We start from the raw sequence: 1,592 nt of genomic DNA, 5'->3' as shown, positions 1-1,592 counted from the left end.
CATCTGGCAGGAGATCCTTGGCAAGGATCGTATCAGCGTGAAGGATAATTTCTTTAACATAGGTGGACACAGTCTCCGCGCTACCAGGCTGGTGAGCCAGATCCATAAGATCTTTGAGGCCAAAGTTGATCTGAAAGATGTGTTCATCAATGCTATACTGGAAGAACAGGCAGTGCTAATTACAAAGGCTCAGAAGGAAACCTATGCTGCCATCAGCGCACTTGATGCTCAACCGGACTATTCTCTTTCTTCCGCTCAGCGCCGTTTATGGATATTGAGCCAGTTACAGGACAGTAACATAGCTTATAATATACCAGGGGCTTATACTCTGGAAGGAGCACTGGATCTTGATGCGCTTCAGCGGGCTTTCCGCCACCTGATAAAGAGACATGAGATACTGCGTACGGTATTCCGTCAGAGTGAACAGGGAGAACCCCGGCAGATCATACTACCTGCAGAATCAGCAGCGGCTGCTTTCCAGGTAACCTGCGAGGACCTGAGACAGGTAAGCGAACAGCAAAATCGGCTCCAAAAGCTCGTACAACAGGACATGCAACATGCCTTTGATCTCAGTACAGGTTCCCTCCTGCATACCGCATTATACCAGATACAGGATGATCGCTGGGTGCTGACCTATGTCATGCATCACATCTGCAGCGACGGATGGTCCATGGGAATATTTATCCGGGAGCTGCTCCAACTTTATAATGCATACATTCACGGGGAACAGGTGCCTCTACAGCCACTGCCTATCCAGTATAAAGATTATGCCGCCTGGCAACAGCAACAATTAAGCGGAGAAAGCTTGCAGTTGCACAGGAGCTACTGGCTTAAACAATTTGAAGGAAACGTTCCGGTGTTGGAACTGCCCCTGGATAATAACAGGCCACCCGTTAAAAGCTTCAGGGGATACAGTGTTAGCCGATGGATAGACAACCACACCATTCAGCAGCTTAAAGCATGCTGCCATCAGCAGGATGCGACGCTCTTCATGGGATTACTGGCTACTGTGACCATCTTACTGCAACGTTACACCGGACAGCATGATATCGTAACCGGTACCGTCATCGCCGGAAGGCAACATGCTGACCTGGAAGACCAGATCGGATGTTACCTGAATACACTTGCCCTGCGGCTCAAACCTGAACAGGAACGATCCTTCAATGAACTGCTGCAACAGGCCAGGCAAGTAACGCTAGGCGCTTATGAACACCAGGTATACCCTTTTGACCAGCTTGTGGAGGAACTGCAGTTGCAGCATGACATCAACAGGAACCCAGTCTTTGATGTTTCCATTGTTCTCCAGAATGCAGACGCCAGGTATGACCAGCAATTACAGGAACTGGAAGGATTAAAGATCAGTCCCTATGCGGAACAGCGATATACCGTCAGCAAATTTGATCTCTCGTTCGATTTTACAGAGGTTACCGGAGGCATGCAGGCCACTTTTGTATATAATACCGACATATACACAGAGCAGACGATCAGCCGCATGGCAGATCACCTGCTGCGGTTGATGGAGGCGTTGATAGCACAGCCCCTGACGCCTCTTAAGCAGTTAAACTATTTGAGCGAAGAAGAACAGCACCAAC

General features: G+C 49.0%; 1 protein-coding gene. It reads left to right on the top strand.

Annotation, left to right across the window (positions count from 1 at the left end; genetic code table 11):
* Positions 1 to 1,592 (top strand): condensation domain-containing protein (locus tag Q0577_RS00295; RefSeq protein ID WP_298731636.1); only part of this gene is annotated, 1,592 nt, incomplete at both ends.

Source organism: uncultured Chitinophaga sp., assembly GCF_937898475.1.
GTDB lineage: Bacteria > Bacteroidota > Bacteroidia > Chitinophagales > Chitinophagaceae > Chitinophaga.
The sequence above is the reverse complement of the archived record's forward strand: the minus strand, read 5'-3'. Positions and strand labels throughout refer to the sequence as shown.